Annotated in this window: 18 protein-coding genes and 1 pseudogene; 12 read left to right on the forward strand and 7 right to left on the reverse strand. The window is 46.4% G+C overall.

The window, feature by feature from the left end; all coding sequences use genetic code 11:
• Window positions 1–628: 628 nt before the first annotated feature.
• Window positions 629–958 (reverse strand): annotated as a pseudogene (locus ABEQ74_RS15775) (helix-turn-helix transcriptional regulator); the annotation flags it as partial.
• Between the two features lie 394 nt (window positions 959–1,352).
• Between ABEQ74_RS15775 and ABEQ74_RS15780 the strand changes: the two are divergent.
• Complete coding sequence (locus ABEQ74_RS15780; protein ID WP_430123099.1) at window positions 1,353–1,742, forward strand: hypothetical protein; 390 nt, start codon at window positions 1,353–1,355, stop codon at window positions 1,740–1,742.
• A gap of 171 nt (window positions 1,743–1,913) precedes the next feature.
• Here ABEQ74_RS15780 and ABEQ74_RS15785 read toward each other — a convergent pair whose 3' ends face one another.
• Window positions 1,914–2,114: a hypothetical protein gene (locus ABEQ74_RS15785; RefSeq protein ID WP_430123100.1), complete on the reverse strand. Its 201-nt coding sequence runs from the start codon at window positions 2,112–2,114 to the stop codon at window positions 1,914–1,916.
• Window positions 2,115–2,162: 48 nt separating this feature from the next.
• The gene (locus ABEQ74_RS15790; RefSeq protein ID WP_430123101.1) at window positions 2,163–2,396 is read right to left on the reverse strand and encodes a DUF5316 family protein; all 234 of its coding nucleotides are present in this window, start codon (window positions 2,394–2,396) and stop codon (window positions 2,163–2,165) included.
• A 209-nt stretch (window positions 2,397–2,605) separates the two neighbouring features.
• Between ABEQ74_RS15790 and ABEQ74_RS15795 the strand changes: the two genes are divergently transcribed.
• Window positions 2,606–3,853, forward strand: coding sequence for a DNA polymerase IV (locus tag ABEQ74_RS15795; protein ID WP_430123589.1), 1,248 nt, complete (start codon window positions 2,606–2,608; stop codon window positions 3,851–3,853).
• The gene (locus ABEQ74_RS15800) at window positions 3,850–4,191 is read left to right on the forward strand and encodes a YolD-like family protein (protein WP_430123102.1); all 342 of its coding nucleotides are present in this window, start codon (window positions 3,850–3,852) and stop codon (window positions 4,189–4,191) included. The genes ABEQ74_RS15795 and ABEQ74_RS15800 overlap by 4 nt, the downstream gene beginning before the upstream one ends.
• A gap of 42 nt (window positions 4,192–4,233) precedes the next feature.
• On the opposite strand, the gene ABEQ74_RS15805 is transcribed toward ABEQ74_RS15800, so the two are convergent.
• Window positions 4,234–4,914 carry a hypothetical protein gene (locus ABEQ74_RS15805; protein ID WP_430123103.1) on the reverse strand — a complete coding sequence of 227 codons (681 nt, stop codon included), beginning with the start codon at window positions 4,912–4,914 and terminating at the stop codon, window positions 4,234–4,236.
• A gap of 220 nt (window positions 4,915–5,134) precedes the next feature.
• Here ABEQ74_RS15805 and ABEQ74_RS15810 point away from each other — a divergent pair, with 220 nt between their 5' ends.
• Window positions 5,135–5,299, forward strand: coding sequence for a sporulation protein Cse60 (locus ABEQ74_RS15810; RefSeq protein WP_430123104.1), 165 nt, complete (start codon window positions 5,135–5,137; stop codon window positions 5,297–5,299).
• Between the two features lie 146 nt (window positions 5,300–5,445).
• On the opposite strand, the gene ABEQ74_RS15815 is transcribed toward ABEQ74_RS15810, so the two are convergent.
• Complete coding sequence (locus ABEQ74_RS15815; RefSeq protein ID WP_430123105.1) at window positions 5,446–6,603, reverse strand: hypothetical protein; 1,158 nt, start codon at window positions 6,601–6,603, stop codon at window positions 5,446–5,448.
• A gap of 584 nt (window positions 6,604–7,187) precedes the next feature.
• Here ABEQ74_RS15815 and ABEQ74_RS15820 point away from each other — a divergent pair.
• The 5 genes from ABEQ74_RS15820 to ABEQ74_RS15840 all read left to right on the forward strand — a co-directional run bounded on the left by ABEQ74_RS15820 (window position 7,188) and on the right by ABEQ74_RS15840 (window position 12,269).
• Complete coding sequence (locus tag ABEQ74_RS15820) at window positions 7,188–8,000, forward strand: undecaprenyl-diphosphate phosphatase (RefSeq protein ID WP_430123106.1); 813 nt, start codon at window positions 7,188–7,190, stop codon at window positions 7,998–8,000.
• 140 nt (window positions 8,001–8,140) lie between these two features.
• Window positions 8,141–8,776 (forward strand): pyridoxamine 5'-phosphate oxidase family protein, encoded by a 636-nt coding sequence (locus ABEQ74_RS15825; RefSeq protein WP_430123107.1) that lies wholly within the window; start codon window positions 8,141–8,143, stop codon window positions 8,774–8,776.
• 45 nt (window positions 8,777–8,821) lie between these two features.
• Complete coding sequence (locus ABEQ74_RS15830) at window positions 8,822–10,063, forward strand: phosphoenolpyruvate hydrolase family protein (protein WP_430123108.1); 1,242 nt, start codon at window positions 8,822–8,824, stop codon at window positions 10,061–10,063.
• A 125-nt stretch (window positions 10,064–10,188) separates the two neighbouring features.
• Window positions 10,189–11,400, forward strand: a complete 1,212-nt coding sequence (locus ABEQ74_RS15835; protein WP_430123109.1) for a Tm-1-like ATP-binding domain-containing protein — start codon at window positions 10,189–10,191, stop codon at window positions 11,398–11,400.
• 38 nt (window positions 11,401–11,438) lie between these two features.
• Entirely contained in the window at window positions 11,439–12,269 is an 831-nt protein-coding gene (locus ABEQ74_RS15840; RefSeq protein WP_053491716.1) for a phosphoenolpyruvate hydrolase family protein, read from the forward strand.
• Window positions 12,270–12,509: 240 nt separating this feature from the next.
• Here ABEQ74_RS15840 and ABEQ74_RS15845 read toward each other — a convergent pair whose 3' ends face one another.
• Entirely contained in the window at window positions 12,510–12,818 is a 309-nt protein-coding gene (locus tag ABEQ74_RS15845) for a hypothetical protein (RefSeq protein ID WP_053491717.1), read from the reverse strand.
• A gap of 176 nt (window positions 12,819–12,994) precedes the next feature.
• Between ABEQ74_RS15845 and ABEQ74_RS15850 the strand changes: the two genes are divergently transcribed.
• The 3 genes from ABEQ74_RS15850 (at window position 12,995) to ABEQ74_RS15860 (ending at window position 15,812) form a co-directional block, all read left to right on the forward strand.
• Window positions 12,995–13,972 carry a LacI family DNA-binding transcriptional regulator gene (locus tag ABEQ74_RS15850; RefSeq protein ID WP_430123110.1) on the forward strand — a complete coding sequence of 326 codons (978 nt, stop codon included), beginning with the start codon at window positions 12,995–12,997 and terminating at the stop codon, window positions 13,970–13,972.
• A 165-nt stretch (window positions 13,973–14,137) separates the two neighbouring features.
• Window positions 14,138–15,064 carry a prenyltransferase gene (locus tag ABEQ74_RS15855; protein ID WP_430123111.1) on the forward strand — a complete coding sequence of 309 codons (927 nt, stop codon included), beginning with the start codon at window positions 14,138–14,140 and terminating at the stop codon, window positions 15,062–15,064.
• Between the two features lie 16 nt (window positions 15,065–15,080).
• Complete coding sequence (locus ABEQ74_RS15860) at window positions 15,081–15,812, forward strand: DUF6081 family protein (RefSeq protein ID WP_430123112.1); 732 nt, start codon at window positions 15,081–15,083, stop codon at window positions 15,810–15,812.
• Window positions 15,813–16,540: 728 nt separating this feature from the next.
• Here the strand turns inward: ABEQ74_RS15860 and ABEQ74_RS15865 are convergent.
• Window positions 16,541–17,461, reverse strand: coding sequence for a glycine betaine ABC transporter substrate-binding protein (locus tag ABEQ74_RS15865; protein ID WP_430123113.1), 921 nt, complete (start codon window positions 17,459–17,461; stop codon window positions 16,541–16,543).

A 17,461-nucleotide genomic window follows, 5' to 3' on the forward strand; every position in this document is an offset into this window, starting at 1 on the left:
ATGTTAAATAAAACGCTCCATATTTGCTGCAAGGGAAAGCTCACTAATGTATTTGTTCATGGATACGTAGGAATGATCAATAGCGAGTAAGATAACAAATATAACTATTCCAACAACAAGGAATGTGATGATTTTCCTCAATTTTATTTAATCCTCCTCATCTGATTCACTTGCTAAGTCTAATTGCTTTTGTTTCCCTTCCCATATATGTCATGCCTTTATACCTGGACGAACCTCAAGTACATTTCATTTTAGATAGCAAAAAGAACCTACTAGGGATGTGTCAGTAGGTTCTTTTTTACGTCTAGTCGTATTAATCGACTCACATGCTTTATTTCCTCTAATGGCACCCAGACTGGCCCATAAGGACTCCGCATCTTTAAGCGATCTGTACAAGTATCTGGTATGCCTTGTAATACTGCGCCGTCAATAAGGTATATCGTCACGATTTGCTTCTTCTGTATAGCTATTTTCAGTTCTTTATCCCACATTTGATTAATCACATACCTATGCCTAAAGTTATGCTTTCAGTATATCAGAGGTGGGTAAAATTTACTATGAGGCATTTGAACAAAGTAGATGTTTTATTCATGAAATTGGTTTGCTGCTAACTGACTTTTACAATAGGAATCGAACGGCTGGTGGTTCTGGCTGCTGTTGGTGTAATTCCATGTAAAGCCTGAAAAGCGCGGGTGAATGCGTCGGGTGAACTGTAACCATACTTAACGGCGATATCGATCACTTTAAGTGTTCTGTCCTGCAAATCCAATGCTGCGAGTGTGAGACGTCTGCGGCGAATATATTCTTGAAGAGGAATACCTGCCAGGTATGAGAACATCCTTTTAAAATGAAAAACTGAACAGTAAGCACGTTTTGCTATCTCGTGTTCATCAATCTCATTCTCCAGATTCTGTTCAATGTAGTCTAATGCTCCATTTAAGTTTTCAAGCATATTCATCCAACGACCTCCGTTCATCTATAGGATAGCAGGGACTATCGGCAGGCATCCGACAGATCTTGTTCAGCTTCTGCAGGGTGCAGGGAGTAACTAACACTCGTTGGTTAACGTTCTAAAATATAAGGAGATAGAATAATTCCTGAGTGGCTCGATGTGGAGCACTTTCTACAGTCACAAGCATGACCGTTAGTTTATGGGGGGGATTTAAATATTTATAAAAAAGAAAAGCCTAATTCTTTCACTATTGTTGGCGATCATCCTTGCAGCGGCCTGCTATTATTATTTTGCCATTTATAATTCGGTTCGCAATATTAGAACTTACCCAGATTATAAGGGATACTCAACGGGAAGAGCATTATTTTCGGGTGCCGAGCTAGTCGTTATTGGAAGTCCCGTGAAAGATTTTGAGGATCGTGAAATGACGATTAGAACAGTTGAGAATGGTGCAATTATGGACTTTTACACACTAACCGAGATTGAAGTGGAGAGGGTTTTGAAAGGTCCAGAGGAAGACGCGAGTAACTTGAAAGTGATAGAACCCATTGTTCTGAGGCAAACTCTTTCGGGGAAAGAAAAGTTAAAAATGGCAGGATATACTGAAATGAAAAGCGGCAGCAGTTATATGATCTTTATGGTGAAGAATACGTATGGACAATACAGCGTAATTAATATGCAAGCTGGTAAATTCAATATGGATGGGACGGATCTAGAAGATGCGTATACTGAGAGCGTAAGCAAGCAAAGAATTTTCTCAGAATTGAAATCATTGCAAAATTTGCAGTAGAGAAAGAACGAGACTTTATGCGTTCACACCAAACAGATCAAAAAAAGTAACCGAACCGAATGCTAACTAGGCATTTCATGGACGGTTACTTTTTTATTGAAACAGTATGTGATGGTGCAAGCTGGTAAATTCAATTTGGATGAGAATAATCCAGAATGGTGAGAATAAACCTCACTCACTTGTCGACTTTTCCATTCGATTTATCTTTTCTTTCAGGTTTTTGACCTCGATCCTCAACTTAGTAATATCTGTTTTGAGTTCTGAACGGTTAACAGCAAGCTTAACCAATCGATATACTATTAATAAAGTAATTAAAAATATGATTAGCATAGCTATGATACCCGCGTAACCAACTGCTGATGCTGATCCCATTTCAAAAAGCCCCCTTTTTATGATCACCACTTTATCGTAATCCCTCTGTTAGCTGAATAGATAGACGATACCTGCTGCTGCCAGAAAGGCAAGCCCGGCTAGGAAGAACCCGTTGGCCACTTTCTTTTTAGAGGCGCGATCATCCTTGGAGTCTACATAGAAGTTGTCCCTCTGTTGATATCCTGTCGTAAAGGCTTCTGACAACAGCCCGGTAATTGCCAGGCATAATAATCCTGCAGTTATCAGAAAATTCATCATGCCCTTGGTTTTCGCCCTCGTCATTTCTTTACCACTTTTATTCTATCACATTCATTTTTTGGAAGTGCATCAAATTTCCATATCCCCTTTACTTCTCCCTGGGATACTTCTTCTAATGGGTGGGTTAAATTTACATTGATAAAAGAACGAGTGTTCGCATATAATACAAACGAATGTTCCTATTTCATGACTTGAAGGAGGAAATAACCGTGAGATCACCCAAACGGATTGTGATGTTAGGTGATTGCCAATCGTTTTACGCCAGTGTAGAGAAGGCAGAGCATCCGGAATACAAGGATCGTCCGCTCGTGGTTGCTGGCGATCCGGAGCGCCGGTCAGGAATTGTGCTGGCTGCTTGCCCGCTTGCGAAGAAAAAAGGGATAACCACGGCGGAGAGACTTGGGGAAGCTATGGCGAAGTGTCCGGATCTCGTCGTTATCAAGCCCAGAATGCAGCGGTATATTGATGTGTCCATGCTCATCACGGACATTTATAAGAGATATACGGACCTGGTGGAGCCGTACAGTATCGATGAACAGTTCCTGGACGTAACCGGCAGCATGCATCTATACGCCGATACTCCGGAAGAGCTTGCTCAGATGATTCAAACGCATGTTCAGGCGGCAACGGGCGTGTACACTCGCTTTGGAATTGCGGAGACGAAGATTCTGGCGAAGACGGCATGTGATAACTATGCCAAAAAAAATCCCTCAGGCATCTATACCTTGTCCAAGGATATGCTTGCCGAAACGCTCTGGAAGCTGCCGGTGAATAAAATGTTCATGGCTGGCAGCCGGATGACCCGCCATTTTAATGTCATGGGTCTGCCAACGATCGGCAGCGTCGCACAGACGCCGCTTGCCAAGCTCAAACAGATGATGCGGCGCAAGTTTGGAAAGAACTCGGACATCCAGGCCGAGATGTACTGGCGAATTGCTAACGGAATCGATGATAGCCCTGTACGTCCGGGTACGCATCAGGTCGATCCTAAGTCGGTGGGACATATGATGACGCTCCCTCGGGATTACAGCAAGCTTGAGGAGATCAAGGTGGTGCTGCTGGAGCTGACGGAACTGGTGTGCCAGCGCTGCCGCGGTCTTGGTTTTATGGGGCATGTGGTAACGGTCGGCTGCATGGGAGCAGACTTCGATCGACCTACCGGCTTCAGCCGCCAGCTTAAAATGGAAGACCCCTCCAACATTACGAATCAAGTCTACCAATGGGCTTGCCGGTTACTGGAGAAGTATTGGGATGGCTTACCGATTCGGAGAGTGGGCGTAAGTTTATCGCAGCTTAGTCCAGACTCGGAATATCAGATGTCACTGTTTGATACCGGCCGGGAGCGGTCGATGGCTCTGGAGCGGGTGACGGATGCCCTTAAGAATAAGTATGGAAATTCGATTGTAATTCGGGCCGTATCCAAGACAGACGCAGGCCAAGCGCTGGACCGATCAGCCAAGATAGGAGGACACTATAAATGACAACAACACGCAAAAAGCTGGAGGGAAACGGACTATGGGAGTCCAGCCGCATGATGCTTCCCGAGCACAAAGAAACCATTATCCGCCGGCAGCTGGAAGAGGGAAGAAGGGAGCGGCCAATCCTCGATCCACAGGAAATGGAGCTGATCGAAAGTGCTTTGGCCGAGTCCTTTCATGAGCACCACCAAGTTACAGTAAGACTGTTTGATGAATATGGGAATACGGAGCTGGTTGGGATTGTGGTATTGATCCATACATTCAGACGGGAGATCAAATTGTCCATAACCGAAGAGGAATGGCATTGGATTAAGATTGATGACATTGTTTCCGCTAGATGAGAAATCCCTCACAGCTTTCCTGCTACAATAATGACCTAAAGATCAATTTCTAACATCGATCGAGCCGCCGTCATTGGGGTCGGTTACGGTTTGCTCAGCTATAAGCTCCCCTTGTTCATCAAAAGCTTCGATATCAAAAGGAGTAAAAGTGGACGAGGGCAGAAATGCAAACCAGATTCTCTTCCCGCTGCCCACGGCAGCCAGTTCAGCGTTGTAATGGCCCCCGCCTTTGCTCTGAATAGCGATACTCGTGACCGAGGGGTCAAGAATATTTCCGAAAACGATGGGAAAGGTATCTGAAATATGATCAGGCCTAGGCATGATCATATAGTTTAACGCAGACTGTGGGGACTTACTCATACCATATCCTCCACCCCAAGCCCATTTCCATCCAAACCATGTTTTTCGTACATACTCTATCTGAAGATTGCTGCTGTCCTCTTTACCATCCCGGTCCATAAACAAAAGGGTGCCCCCTCTTACAGGTTCATGGTGAATAACCCGCATCGTCGATGGGCCTCTAAACTGTTCAATAGCATCTTCCGGTGACTTGCCAAGCGGGATTCGAATCGTACCCTCGAGTCCCATGGTGCGCGATATACGCCAATCCGAAAACCCGCCAGGTTGTTCTTTCATATAAAGCAGTCCGTAGAACAGAATGACGGAAGACAACATGAGCATGATAGTAATTAGGGTCATACGTTTGTGCTTGAGCAGCATCATTAGATTTCACCACCAACATGTTTTATATAATGAAAATTTCCTCTGAGAATGGAACAACGACTCCACCAATATACCATAAATTAGGGGGTGCTAAGACATGGATTGTGAAAGCAGAAGAAGAAGAATTAAAGTAGGCGATAGGTGAAAATCCCGTTTAATAACTTCGATCCCAGCAGGGAAACCCCGCTTTATGTCGAAGTTTGAAGCGGGGGGGATTTACATGTTAAAAAAGTTGAAGGTTGAGATCTTTTGCGATTCCGAGCTGGATGAACTGCAGGAAAAGGTGAATGAATTCCTGTATAATCTTCATCCGGATGATGTTAAAGATATCAAGATGTCATCGTCAGATGGAACGTTTGATGTCATGATTATTTATAAAGAATAAAGAATAAAGAATAAAGAATAAAGAATAAAGAATAAAGAATAAAGAATAAAGAATAAAGAATAAAGAATAAAGAAAAAAAAGCACCTTGAGTTGGTGCTTTTTCTTTATATCTGTTCATCCTAGAGCAAGAGCCCTGTTCCGGACGATTACGGGGTTTTTTCGATTGTCGAAATGCCCATAAGAACTGAATTTGTAGTCCCGCCACTAATATTTTCAAATGAATAATAGGTAGCCGGCACGCCCCGCATCGTTACGTAATCGTCTTGAAGAATATCGCCAGTAGTATGGGCGTAATAGCCGAAAATGGAGTTATCATAATCATCAATGATATGGATTTCGGTAACGGTAAGACCCTCATCAATCTCTTCTTCCATGATTTCAACAACATATCCGCTGACCTCAATCATTTGTTCTAAATATGGATTGATATTTTTAAACAGATGTCGGGAATCGATGTTTGGGTTGACTTCGGCGATCGCCTTCTTTTGAGTTTCACGTGTTAGTGCTGGAAATAACGTATAGTTCTTAACAATGTAGTTATAGTTTTTTTGGTCAAGTGCTCCGTTTTCGACTTCGATCGGGATGATATAAGCCATCATTTCAGCAAAAAGATTTTCCTCCGTAAGATCGTCGTTGTTCGTGCCAGCGTTAGCATTCGGGTCTGCAACGGCATGGTTAGCGTTAACGATTTCGAAGGAATCTATTATGTTCTGAACAATCGCTTTCCCTCCATTATCGTAAGCATCTTTGGGGGAGGCGATGGAAAGGATATACATCGCTTGGCCATCCGAGACAAAGTATTGCGTTAATATGACCTGCGCGTTCAACTCTCCCTGCGTGTATTCAGCTTCGAGGATCCCTGCAGCTTTATCCGCTATATCCATGTAATTTAATTTTTTGTAATTTTGTATTAGCTCTCCGCCAGCTCCACTGGCTAAACCTTCTGCGGAGATATCAGCTGCTTCCTGAGGTGTGGCAGATGATTCTTCGATAATTAGGTTTACGTTTTCAGCAAAAGGCCCTTGGGGATTCGGATTTACAAACGCAGCAGTAATTTGAGGAACGTCAAGCCCGGCATCCTTCCAAGTCGAGGGGTAGGAAAAGGAGAAGTTCTCCCCTGAAAATTGTTGTGTTTTATTAGGTACTTCTTTCTCCTTTGTATCGTCAGTGGAAGTGTTTTTTACTACTTCTTCTTTCGGCGTAGGAGCGGGTGACTCCTCGGCTGTTTTTTTCTCTGAACTGCAGGCAGTTAGCATGGCCGTTAATAATAGGATGAACAGGGTGAATTTTACGCTTGATCTCATTTTTTCTTCTCTTCTCTTTTCTTTAAGTCCCTATCGGCTAGGGGATTGGCTCAGGCGGAATAATTCCACTTGTTGTTAATGAGGGAATAGCTATAAATAAATACATCCATCATAGGAAGATTATAGACCAGTCTATCAGAACTAGGTATTTATTTCTATAACAGGATGCTAAATTGTGAGAATATTGGAGAAAAAAGAAGTTTAGGTGAGCCGAAAGAACTACTACCGTAAATTTTGATTGAGGCAGTGTATGATCATCGTAATTATGGGAGTGTGCTAACTTTTTATGTTCCCCTAATGAAGCTTTAAGGTTTTATTAAGCTGCATATTTTATGATGAAATCACCTCTTAACAATAGATTAGGAGCCCCTCTAATTCCGTGGTTAGAGGGGCTTCTCTTGTTTACATAAGTTTTTGGCTATAACGAACGAATGGAAGGGCTGCTTCTTTGACATGCCGATACGATGCCGATGCACGCACAAGCATGTTCCACTAAAGGTTTGATTCTTCCTATTTTGTTAGGCTATGATAGAATAGTATTTTTAAAAGACAAATGTGTTTAAAAGATTAGGAGAATTTGTATTATGGGAGATTTCATTTTGTGGTTGAAGTATTTGCTGCTGGGGATCGTGCAAGGGGTTACGGAGCCTATTCCGGTATCCTCCAGTGGACATCTGATTGTCGCCCAGAGACTTATGGGCATGGAGCAGAACGGACTGTCGTTTGAAATTTTGACCAATACGGCATCATTAATTGCGATTGTGTATATCTTTCGTAAGGATGTGCAGCGCCTGATCGTCAATGGCTTAGGTTACTTGCGCACACGAAAACCGGAATATAAATCAGACTTCCTGTTTATTCTGTATATTATTGTAGGTACAATTCCGGCTGTCATTATCGGGCTGTTGTTTAAAGATCAGATTGAGGAGATATTCGCCTCTGTACGTACGGTCGGAATTGCGCTGCTGTTCACGGGCGTCGCCCTGTGGCTGATTCGGAATTTGCGGGGGCGCAAGCTGGATAATGATCTGTCATTTAAGGATGCGCTGATTGTAGGTCTGGCACAGGCTGTAGCGCTGATTCCGGGTATTAGCCGATCGGGCTCAACCGTCATTACGTCCATTGCGGTAGGTATGAAACAGGAAACGGCTCTGCGGTTTTCATTTATGTTGTACATCCCGATTAGCCTGGGGGGCATGGTGCTGGGGGCAAAGGATATTGCATCAGATCCTAACATCTCCTCGCTGTTTATCCCGTATCTGATCGCGTTCATCGCTACGTTGGTCTGTACTTATTTTGCGATGAAATGGTTCATGAATATTATGGCGCGCGGGAATTTGAAATACTTTGCTTATTACTGCTTTGTCGTGGGAACGTTGCTGATTATTTTCCTATAAGAACGAAAACGGGGGGCTTCTCATAGGTTCATTGAACTTGTGGGAAGCTTCTTTGTTTAATAGTGAAATTGGACAAAAATCAGGATATGATTAAATATAGAGGAAAGATATAAGAGGTAACCAATAGGAGAGTGATTGTGATGTCAAAAGTTCCTTTTCAATCGGTTATTACATCAGAGGATGAGCTTCGGGATTTGTTCGGCGAGTCCAGCCCTGTGGTCAAAAACAAGGAAATTGATCGATTGGACCATCACTGCATAGACTTCATAGCAAAAAGTCCATTGTTATTTATATCTACTTCCGATGCATCCGGATCCTGCGATGTCTCGCCCCGGGGCGATGCAGCGGGATTTGTACATATAATGGATGAATCCTATTTGGTTATTCCGGAGCGGCCGGGCAATCGACGGTTTGATTCGTTGCGCAATATCCTGTCTAATCCGAAGGTTGGACTCGTGTTTGTCATCCCCGGCTTGAAGGAGACCTTGCGAATCAACGGCAGTGCCGTCTTGGTAAGGGATGAGGACATTTTGGATCACCTTAGCGTACAGGGCAAACGGCCATGGCTTGGCATCGGAGTCAAAGTTGAGGAATGCTATATCCACTGTGCCAAGTCATTTATGCGTTCGCAGGTTTGGGATCCGGATTCATGGCTGGCCCGCGAACAGCTTCCGAATCCGTCCAGGATCATAGCGGATCATGTGAATCAAGAGAGCGTGACGGAAGAGACCGTTACTAGGGCACTGCAGGACAGTTACACGAAACGGCTTTATTGATATTCATTTTATAATAGGTTTAGTGATATCAGGAAATGATGAGATATGACGGTCAGTTTGAAGATAAGGGGACCCATAACTTTGATAACGACCAGAGAACAGATTTTAGATCGATTACATAGAGGATTACAGACCCAAGAGCGATTGATTGGCGTTGCGGCAGGAGCGGGAATTTCAGCAAAATATGCGGTCAGGGGCGGTGCCGATTTTATATTGGCCCTGAACTCTGGCCGTTTTCGGCAGATGGGGCTCGGCTCTTTGGCTGGGCTCATGCCCTATGCCAACTCCAATGAGATGGTGATGGAATTCGGCTCGAGGGAGATTCTGTCAGCGGTCCGCGATACGCCGGTCATCTTCGGCTTGTGCGGAACGGATCCAACGGTCCAGATGGCGGATTATTTGGCATGGATTCGGGACAGTGGTTTTGCCGGCATCATCAACTATCCGACCGTAGGATTAATTGATGGACAATTTCGAGAAGCTTTGGAAGAGGAAGGCATTACTTACCTGCAGGAGGTCGAGGCCATTCGAATCGCCCATGAGCAGGGGATACTTACGATGGCTTTTGTATTCAATCCGGAGCAGGCGAAGTGGATGCTGGAGGCCGGAGCGGATATGATCTGTGCCCATCTGGGTGTCACAGCAGGCGGCATGATGGGCACCACGAAGTCATGGTCGCTGGAGAAGGGGGCGGAAATCGCCAGAGGCATATTCGAAGTATGTGACGCTTCGAGCAAGCAGCCAATCAAGCTGGTTTATGGCGGCCCGGTTCATACGCCGATTGATGTGCAATACATGTACGACAACACCTCCGCCATGGGTTACGTGGGCGGGTCGAGTGTTGAACGGACGCCGACGGAAGAAGCCATTGTGGATGCAACACATCGCTTTAAGGCTATGGGCCATCTGGAGCAGGATCAGCAGCTGATGAATAAGCTGACACAGCTTGAAGAGCCGCTGGATTATGTTGCTTATGTTAAAGAATATGTCGCCGAGCATTATGCAGACCCGATTTCAATGACGGAGCTGGCAGAGATGATTCATGTTTCAAGAACGCATCTGAGTGCGCTTTTTAACAAGGAGGTTGGATGCACCTTTCCGGAGTATATCGCCAAATACCGGATTCACAAGGCGCAGGATATCATGAAGCAGAGTAAGTTGTCCCTAGGCAGAATAGCAGAGCTGGTCGGGTATCCTGATTATGTTCACTTCAGCAAAACCTTTAAAAAATACACGGGTATATCTCCCCAATCCTATCGTCAGCAGATCAAAGACAAATATACATAAAGATCGTACATGGATACGATCCTTTTTATTTGAAAGCGCTGTATTATGGTCTTGTAGGGATCAGATGCCGGACTGGTCGGGACGGACAAGCGATCCCGCAGGAGACATAAGAGGAGGTCTGTGCGGTGAAGACGGTAGCGATTGCAGGAACTTTTGATTCAAAGGGTGCCGAGTTTTCATATGTGAAATCGATCCTTGAGAGCTTGGGTTTAAAGACGTTCACGATCCACTGCGGTGTGTTTGAGCCCATGTTCACACCGGATGTAACCAATGTGGAGATTGCAGCAGCGGTAGGCATGGATATACACGAAATTGCTGCTCGGAAGGACCGGTCAGCTGGGACCGAAACATTAGCCCGCGGGATGGAGCACATCGTGCCGAAGCTCTATGCAGAAGGTAAATTCGATGCCATGCTGTCATTTGGCGGAACAGGAGGAACGTCCATCGTTACAGCGGGGATGAGAACCTTGCCGATTGGCGTCCCGAAACTAATGGTGTCCACGGTCGCTTCCGGCAATACAGCACCGTACGTAGGGACAAGCGACATTATCATGTTCCCTTCCATCGTAGATGTATCCGGACTGAACTCGTTTTCCACCAAAATATTTACGAACGCGGCTCACGCAATTGCCGGGATGGTGACGTTTGAATCGGCACCTCCGGCGGATAAGAAACCCTTAATTGCAGCAACGATGTTTGGAGTTACAACTCCTTGTATTGATTATGCCAGGGAGCATTTGGAGCAGCATGGTTACGAAGTGCTTGTGTTTCACGCAACAGGTACGGGCGGACAAACGATGGAGAGCTTAATTGAGGCCGGATATATAGATGGCGTACTGGATTTAACGACAACGGAATGGTGCGATGAGCTGGTTGGAGGCGTGTTGGCGGCTGGACCGCATCGACTGGAAGCTGCTGGACGCTGCAAAGTGCCGCAGGTTGTATCGACAGGAGCACTGGACATGGTCAACTTCGGTCCTTATGAGAGCGTGCCTGAGGCATTCCGGGGACGGAATCTGTATAAGCATAACCCTTCGGTTACGCTGATGCGCACGACGGTCGAAGAGAACCGGCAGCTTGGTGAGAAGATCGCTGAGAAGCTGAATGAAGCACAGGGTCCTACAGTGCTGATGCTCCCTTTGAAGGGCGTATCGATGCTCGATGTCGAGGGAGAAGCATTTCATGGAACGGAAGAGGATGAGACGCTGTTTAATACGTTAAGACAACGCATTGATCGTAAAAACGTTGAGTTGATCGAGATGAATACGGATATCAATGATCAAGCTTTTGCAGTGGCTGCGGCCGATAAACTGATGGAATTGATGAAACAGCAGTAAGGTTCGTCCAAGCCTGTATCTTAAAGGAGGAAATGATCATGGGAATGACAACAAGAGCAGAAGTATTAGCAAAACTGAAATCTGAGGTAGCAGCCGGTCATGTATTACTGGGAGCAGGAGCAGGGACGGGCATCTCAGCCAAGAGCGCTGAAGCCGGTGGTGTAGACTTGATCATCATTTACAATTCGGGCCGTTACCGGATGGCTGGTCGCGGCTCGCTTGCCGGGCTGATGGCGTATGGAGATGCGAACCAGATTGTGGTGGATATGGGGAATGAGGTACTGCCAGTCGTGAAGCATACACCGGTACTTGCAGGGGTGTGCGGCACCGATCCATTCCGGATCATGGATATCTTTCTGAAGCAGCTGAAGGAGCAAGGCTTTGCCGGGGTACAGAACTTTCCAACGGTGGGTTTGATTGACGGTGTATTCCGGGCGAATCTGGAAGAGACGGGCATGGGCTATGATCTTGAGGTTGAGATGATTCGGAAGGCACATGAGCTGGACATGCTCACAACTCCATATGTGTTTGATGTTGATCAGGCGAAGAAGATGGCTGAAGCTGGCGCGGATGTCCTGGTTGCTCATATGGGTCTTACTACGAAAGGAACCATAGGCGCTAAAACCGCATTGACGCTGGATGATTGTGTGGAGAGAATTCAGGCGATCTGTGATGCTGGTAAAGCTGTGAACCCGGATATTATGATTCTATGTCATGGTGGTCCGATTGCGGAGCCTGAGGATGCAGCATATGTTCTGTCCCGAACCAAGGGTGTAGAAGGATTCTTTGGAGCATCCAGCATTGAGCGTTTTGCGACCGAGGTGGGCATCAAGCAGCAGACAGAGGCATTCAAGAACATTTTGAAATAAAGTTTTGGACAGAAATGATTCACAATATTGAACCCCACATAAAAGGGACCCCGCTAACGGAGTCCCTTTTGGGTTTTGTCGAAGAACGGCTCCCCCAGTATATTACTTACCTTGGCGATTTAACATAAAAGGCAGAAGCCTTAGCTCTCGCCATCACGCCCTTGTGGTCACGCTGACAATGAATGAAGGCTCCACCCAATTTTAGTGTAAAGTATGAAAAGCATTCCAGATCAAGCTTTTTTATTGCTGTTCATCTCTTGCCTTCATCTTGTAATCCTTCAGCGCACTTAGATTTGCTCTGGAATTTCCAAGGGACGGCTTTATATCACGCGGAAGATGTTGAAGCACTTCCCTAAGCAAGGTATTATTCTCCGACACGATTTCATAGATATCGCCGACTGTATAGAATAGCGCTCCCGAGATGGTGCCGCTTATGAGCCAAGTAATCCCTGTCGGCCAGTCGCCTTCCATAATAATAAATACGATGACACCTCCGATAAAGCCGCCAATAAACCATATAGCAGCAAGTGCCTTGAGTAGTTTAGACATAAGCTACCTCCTAAGGAATGATGTAATTCATCATATCAAAATAAGGGAAATATAGGAACATCCGTGAAACGTCTATGGAACCTTTCCCCCACCGCCTCGGTCTCCTTTTTGAATAGGGGAACCAATCATGATAGTATCAGAAATGAAGCAAGTGGATGGAGAGGGGGAGATGGGTTATGGCTAATATTAAAGAGATTGCCAAGCTTGCAGGTGTGTCGGTATCGACCGTGTCTCGAGTGCTGAACAATCATCCTTATGTCAAAGAAGATAAACGGACACGCGTGCTGGAAACGATGGAGCAATTGAAATACGCCAGAAACATGAACGCGGTCCATCTGATTACAGGCAGGACGATGAATATTGCTATCATGCTGCCGTTTATTCATCACGCCTATTTCTCCTTATTGATGGAGGGCGCCGGCCAAGAAGCGCTTACCGCAAGCTATCGTCTAATTCTGTGCCAAACCGGGTATGCACCGGACAAGGAGCTGGAAGTGCTCGAGATGCTGCGCAATCGCGAAATCGATGGCATCATGATCTTATCGTCGGCGGTTACCCCTGAACAGATTGAAGCTTACTGCACTTATGGGCCGATTGTTTGCTGTCATGATGCGGGTGAACGATTATTTTCTTCAATATATATAAACCATGCGGAAGCCTTTCGCAGTGCCATGCAGTACTTGATGAAGCGGGGCCATCGACATATCGGATTCACGGTAGGTAGACTGGATAGTCCAAGCACGAGAGCACGTCAAGTCGCGTATGGCGAATTCCTTAAAGAGATCGGAGAGCCTTACCGCGAGGAATGGATCCTTGACGGATGTATCAATCTGGAAGACGGCGCTGCGATTATGGATCGGCTGTCCGGCATGGAGGAGCGTCCGAGCGCTTTGTTGGTAACGGGTGACCATGTGGCCGCCGGGTTAATCTATGAAGCGGGAAAGAGAGGAGTGTCCATTCCACGGGAGCTTGCTGTCATCGGTTTCGACAACCAGCCGATCGGCAAAATGCTGGGTTTGACTACCATCGACAATCGGCTGTTTGAGATGGGCTCGGAGGCTTTCAGGATGCTATATGCACATATTCAAGGCGAGCAGAAAGAGCCGGTTCGCAAGGAGCTTGCTTTTGAGTTGATTGAGCGATCCTCGGTGTGATGAATGGCATAGGCAAGTTCTAACAAACGGATTACAAAGTTCGACAATTATGTTATTCTTATTTATGCAAGTTCTATGTTTCACAACGTCCAACGTCTGCAAGCAGTTGCAGGCGTTCTATTCTGTATTTTTACAAATTTCATCAAAGGAAGGAGCATATCTAAAGTGGATGCCCTTGCACAGTTCAAAAAAGCTTCCCGAATCAAAGTGATTCCCGTCATGCTGATTCCGGTTGCTTTGGGAGCGCTTGGGGCTTATGTATGGGAGGGCAAATTTCATATAGGCCTCTTTTTATTGACGTTAATCGGAAGCGGCGCCGCCCATCTGTTCTCCAATATGGTAAATGATTTGTGGGACTATAAGAACGGAACGGATACCGAGGCGCAGGAGCATGTCGATGCGATCTCCACAAACTCCGGCTTTCTTACGAAAGGTGTCTGGTCGCTGCGCAAGTTTGAGATGATCACCTGGGGGCTGTTTGGGATTGCGGCGCTGAGCGGCATCATTCTCAGCTTGATTAGCGGCTGGTGGGCATTTATCTTCGGCGGACTCGGCGGACTGATCGCTTATTTCTATGTTGCACCGCCGATTCAATTCGGATACCGGGGCAAGGGTTATAGCGAAATTGCGATTTTGCTATCCTTTGGTATTTTGCCAGTGATGGGCGCATACTACGTTCAAACCTCACATATGGATGTTCGGGCGCTGCTGCTGTCCCTGCCCATTGGGCTGTTGACGACACTGATTTTGTTCAATCATCACTTCTTGCATTGGCAGGCAGACCGTCAGGCCGGGAAGAAAACCTTGGTCGTGGTATGGGGCGAAAAAAGAGCGCTGATCTTCTCGCGAGTTCTGCTGCTTCTGGCTTGCTTATCCTTAATCGCATGCGTGTTAGTCGGGGCGCTGCCGCCCTATGCATTAATTGCACTACTGACGATGATTCCATTGTATCTGGTTTATGGAAGACTGAAGAGCAGCAACCGTTCTGAAGCGTATTTACCGCTGATGGGCGCATCAACCATGACGACAATGCGCTGCGGCGCTGTATTAATTCTATCGTTGATCATCCAGGGAATCATTCAGACTTTGTAGAAAGAAGGGGAATTAGATGGAACAACAACGTATTTTTGGTGATTTTCACTCCATCCTGTCTGAGAGCGGAACGTGGAAGATTGGTGGCTTTCCGCTGCCGGACGGTTCATTCTGGGAATATCGCGAGCCGAATGCAGTTGTAATCGTACGCAACGACATTCTATATGTGCGTGCGCCGCTGAGCCGTCAGAATAACCAGATTCAAATTCTCGACAATGCCAAGCATATGTACTATTCCAACGAAGAGGTGGAAGTGCCGGAATCCGGAGAAGTGACTTTTGAGCTTCAAATTCGTGCACGCACTCAAGGTACCGTTCCCGGTGATTTGTATGACGGATATGTATCCTTGAACCTGCTTGATTTCAGCACAGGAGCTGCCCTGGATTTCTTTGCTTCGAACGACAAATATGCCAGTGTGTACGCAGTTCTGCCGTTCCCTGGTGTAGAGGTGCCGGAATCGGACAAGACCCGTTTCTTCTGCATTTTTAAAGAGGAAGATACCCATTTTACCCCACGCGAATTCAATACGTACAAAATTACGTATAATCGCGGCGAGGACGAGGCGATCTTCTACGTGAACGGTGAAGAGATCCGCCGGGAGAAGAACATCCCGGTCAAGTTCAACAAATTCACCATCGCCCTTGGAATCATGACCGAAAAAGACCTGACGCCGCAAGGCAGCGTATCCGTGCATGGACAAACCGTTATCGCCGAATACTCTCCTGTGACGGTTACGATAAAAGAGTAGTAGATAGAAGAAATTAGATTTAGGCAGTAAAAAGATCATGCCCATGATGTAGGGCATGATCTTTTTGCTTTCTAGAGCGAGGGAGCCTTGTGGTGGATATAATGCTACAAGGCCGTATGGGGGAGTTGTAAGCTCCCGAGGGGCCGAAGAAGCTGCGCCGACAAGCCTGTTGAGTCTCAGAGGGGGTACGCAGCTTGTTCGGCAATCCGGGTGTAGAAAGATTGTGGCCAGCTCGGGGCCAGACCACAAGCTGCGCCGGCAAGCCTGTGAGTCCCAGGGGGATTCACAGCATGTTCGGCAATCGGTGTGGAGAATGAAGGTCGGCCAGTGCCAGACCTTCAAAGCTAAGCCGACAAGCCTGTGAGTCCCAGAGGGACTCACAGCTGGTCCGGCAATGCAAACCAGGCAAAGCTGACCGTGTAATACTGGTCAGCTTTGCCCCTTCCCCGCCCCGCCCAAAAAGCCATCCCAGAGGAGTGGGATGGCTCTCTTCATGTGGGGGTGGAAAGATTGGAGGCCTTGAGCTAAGAATTGGAGGATGTATCCGTGGAGGAGACCTGGCGTTCGCCTTTGAAACCGGGAAAATACCGCAAAGTATAATCCTCATTTTCCTGGTTTCAACAGCGACCGGAGCGGATACATCCTCTTCCACAGTCAGGCCAACAATCTTGGAACGCATGCCTACATAGAAAAAAGCCACCCCATATACTATGGGATGGCTTCTGCCATTATTTCAAATCTTCAATCGAATTAGCTTCCACATAAGATGGAACGACAAGGCCGGTTTTTACGCCTTCCATGTTAGCGCCAAGGTCTTCCACTTTGTCCTTGAACTTATCCCAGTAGTCGGCATGCGTGAGTGGCAGCCAAGCTGCTACTGTTGCATCCACGTCGCCATTGGCAACACCAGTCCACATTGGGCCTGCTTCTACTTGAAGTGCATCCACTTTATATCCCAGCTTGTCTTCCATGATTACTTTCAGAAGATTCGTGCTGGCAATTTCGGAATCCCAAGCGACATAACTGAATTTGAAGCTTTTACCGTCAACCGGCTGAACGCCTTCAAGCCATGCGTCAACCTTCTCGGTATTGCTGTCTGCCCACTCTTTAGCGGCAGCTTCAGGATCTTGACCTTCTTGAATCGCGGTCATAATTTCACCCATATCATCAGAGGTCCATTTGAAGTTACTCAGGAACTTGTATGCTTCCGGATGATCTTCCTTGAGTCCAAGACGGACAACCGTATGAATCTCTTCAGCTTCACCGTATACTTTCTTCGGATCATCCAAATATTTCAGATCATACTTGGCGAACATCCAGTGTGGAGTCCATCCGGTAATAATGATCGGATCTTCATTCTTGATAGCTTTAGCAAGCGTTGCAGTCATAGCAGCACCGGAACCTTCAATCAGTTTCCAGTCAGTCAATCCATATTCTTCAATAGCAGCAGCCGTTGCTTTCATGATACCTGCGCCTGGATCGATACCGATGATTTCATGTTTAACTTGTTCGCCGAGAGAAGCGGTTGAGCCTCCATTCGTACCTTTGTCGGTGTTTCCATCAGCGCCGTCTTTTCCGCTCTGTCCGCAAGCAGACAGCACTAGAATGGCGACCAAGCTTAGTAACAACCAAAATTTCTGTTTCTTCAA

The sequence above is a fragment of the Paenibacillus solani genome (genome assembly GCF_050475945.1).
In the GTDB taxonomy this organism is placed as follows: domain Bacteria; phylum Bacillota; class Bacilli; order Paenibacillales; family Paenibacillaceae; genus Paenibacillus_AQ; species Paenibacillus_AQ solani_A.

Coding starts and splice junctions, on each gene's coding strand:
- ABEQ74_RS15785 (WP_430123100.1), bottom strand. CDS start 2,114: ATGGGATCAGCATCAGCAGTTGGTTACGCGGGTATCATAGCTATGCTA.
- ABEQ74_RS15790 (WP_430123101.1), bottom strand. CDS start 2,396: ATGACGAGGGCGAAAACCAAGGGCATGATGAATTTTCTGATAACTGCA.
- ABEQ74_RS15795 (WP_430123589.1), top strand. CDS start 2,606: ATGTTAGGTGATTGCCAATCGTTTTACGCCAGTGTAGAGAAGGCAGAG.
- ABEQ74_RS15800 (WP_430123102.1), top strand. CDS start 3,850: ATGACAACAACACGCAAAAAGCTGGAGGGAAACGGACTATGGGAGTCC.
- ABEQ74_RS15805 (WP_430123103.1), bottom strand. CDS start 4,914: ATGATGCTGCTCAAGCACAAACGTATGACCCTAATTACTATCATGCTC.
- ABEQ74_RS15810 (WP_430123104.1), top strand. CDS start 5,135: ATGTTAAAAAAGTTGAAGGTTGAGATCTTTTGCGATTCCGAGCTGGAT.
- ABEQ74_RS15815 (WP_430123105.1), bottom strand. CDS start 6,603: ATGAGATCAAGCGTAAAATTCACCCTGTTCATCCTATTATTAACGGCC.
- ABEQ74_RS15820 (WP_430123106.1), top strand. CDS start 7,188: ATGGGAGATTTCATTTTGTGGTTGAAGTATTTGCTGCTGGGGATCGTG.
- ABEQ74_RS15825 (WP_430123107.1), top strand. CDS start 8,141: ATGTCAAAAGTTCCTTTTCAATCGGTTATTACATCAGAGGATGAGCTT.
- ABEQ74_RS15830 (WP_430123108.1), top strand. CDS start 8,822: ATGACGGTCAGTTTGAAGATAAGGGGACCCATAACTTTGATAACGACC.
- ABEQ74_RS15840 (WP_053491716.1), top strand. CDS start 11,439: ATGGGAATGACAACAAGAGCAGAAGTATTAGCAAAACTGAAATCTGAG.
- ABEQ74_RS15845 (WP_053491717.1), bottom strand. CDS start 12,818: ATGTCTAAACTACTCAAGGCACTTGCTGCTATATGGTTTATTGGCGGC.
- ABEQ74_RS15850 (WP_430123110.1), top strand. CDS start 12,995: ATGGCTAATATTAAAGAGATTGCCAAGCTTGCAGGTGTGTCGGTATCG.
- ABEQ74_RS15860 (WP_430123112.1), top strand. CDS start 15,081: ATGGAACAACAACGTATTTTTGGTGATTTTCACTCCATCCTGTCTGAG.